The 1,794-nt window shown below is 70.8% G+C and carries 2 protein-coding genes; both read left to right on the plus strand.

Annotated elements, in window-relative coordinates:
* On the plus strand, window positions 1-1,456 hold a 1,456-nt coding region (locus tag EGJ34_RS21620; protein ID WP_221740436.1), incomplete at its 5' end, for a M28 family peptidase.
* A gap of 1 nt (window position 1,457) precedes the next feature.
* Window positions 1,458-1,794 (plus strand): hypothetical protein (locus tag EGJ34_RS22585; RefSeq protein ID WP_221740437.1); only part of this gene is annotated, 337 nt, incomplete at its 3' end.

Consider the following 1,794-nt stretch of genomic DNA (forward strand, 5'->3'; position numbering starts at 1 on the left):
GGCATGCAATGCGCCGTCCGTGCGCGACCAGCCGACGCGCGATGAAACCGCCACGGCGTTCCTGCAGCAACTGCCGCCGCCACTGCAGGCCGACGTGCTCGACGTCGTGCGCCGCTGCCGGGGGAACAGCGAGTGCGCGCTGCCACCGCTGCGCCAGCTCCTGAGCCAGCTCCCGCCGGACACGCAGCGCGCGTTGAGCCACCTGCTGGGCGAGCACCCAGCCGCAACGGACACGTCCATCGCCAGCAGTGGCTGGCCGCCGGGTGCCGCCGCGCAGGCGCTGCCGCTGGACTGGATCGAGCATGCCGCAGTGCTGCTGGCCAGGTTGCACGATACGGAAGCCGACGAACTGCAGCTGACCCTCGACGTGATCAGCCAGGCAACGCTGGACGCGCAACGCAGCGCCTACGAAGGGCACAGCCCCCGGCACTTCGACCCCGCCGATGAACGCCGCGTCAACCAGGCCCGCATGGATGCCATCCGCGCCCGTTTCCGCCAGCAGGGCCTGGCGCTGGAGGCGCAGGACTTCACCTTGCATGCGGTCAACGACATGGGCGAACGCGGCCTGCACCACGGGCGCAACCTGTGGCTGGAAATCGTGGGCGACGCCCCCGTGCACCGCACCCTGCTGCTGATGGCGCATGGCGACACCGGCGGTGTTGCGCTGCGCTCCAGTGGTACGTGGGCGAATGGCTCTGGCGTGGCCGCACTGCTGGCCATCGCCCGCCGCTTCGCAGAACAGGGCGTGCCGACCGGCACGCGCGTGCAGTTGCTGGTCAGCGACCTGGGCAGCGAAGGCTGGATCGGGGCGAAAGCGTTCGTGCAACGCTGCCAGGCCGAGCGCAACTGCCCCGACCTGACGGTCAACCTGGATCGGCTGGGCTGGGGTGATGCGCTGGCGATCAGCGGCACCGACCGCCACGTACTGGTCAATCAGGCGCTGGAGCATCCAGGCCAGCGCGATCCGCGCCCGGTGGCTGCACTGGAAGCACGACTCGTCGAGCACCTGCACGATGCCGCCGCCGCGGATCGGCTGCCGGTGGCTGATGTCCCTGGCTGGAGTCTGGAATCGGACCATATTCCACTGCAGCGCGAAGGTCTGGCCGCCGTTGGGCTCACCCAGGGCACGGCGCAGGAGATGGCCCACAGTGCCCGGTTCCTGCGCGCACGCGAAGCGATGAACGCGGCGGCAGACGCGGTGCAGTGGGAACACTACGAGGACTGGAGAGCGGGACAGCTGGAAACGGCGCTTGAGCAGACCGTGGGCAGACAGTTGAGCAGGTGGCTTGACGCACGTGCGGCGTTCGCCGCCGAGGGACTGCCACGTGCGCAGCGGATCGCCGACAGCGCGCTGGACCAGCCCGGCCCGGCGGCGGTGAACCCGCAGGCCGCGATGCGCATCGCCAACGTCGCCCACGCCGCGGTGCTGGCGTTGCTGCGGGAGGAAGCCGCCTGACATGCGCGTGGACGCCCTTACCCAATGCCGCCGTGCCCAAGGCGACTTTCATCGCCATCTGGGCGGCATGCAGCCTCGGCAGGGACGCACGGGCCTGAGCGCATCCGGCCAGCGACGGTCGCTGCTGAGCGTGCGCAACGCCGCGCAGCTGTTCACGTTGGCGGTACTGGCAGGCACCCTTGCGCCGGCCGCAGGGGGCCGCGCGGGTCGAGCTGTGGTGTCCCCGCCGGTTACCCGCGCCAGCGGTTATGCCGTCCTGCCCATGCATGCGGCAACCACGCAGGCCGCGGCCGCTGCAACGGGCTGCATCGCGCGGCCCGGCGACTGCACCCGACTGG

The sequence above is a fragment of the Stenotrophomonas sp. 278 genome (assembly GCF_003935715.1).
In the GTDB taxonomy this organism is placed as follows: domain Bacteria; phylum Pseudomonadota; class Gammaproteobacteria; order Xanthomonadales; family Xanthomonadaceae; genus Stenotrophomonas; species Stenotrophomonas maltophilia_AH.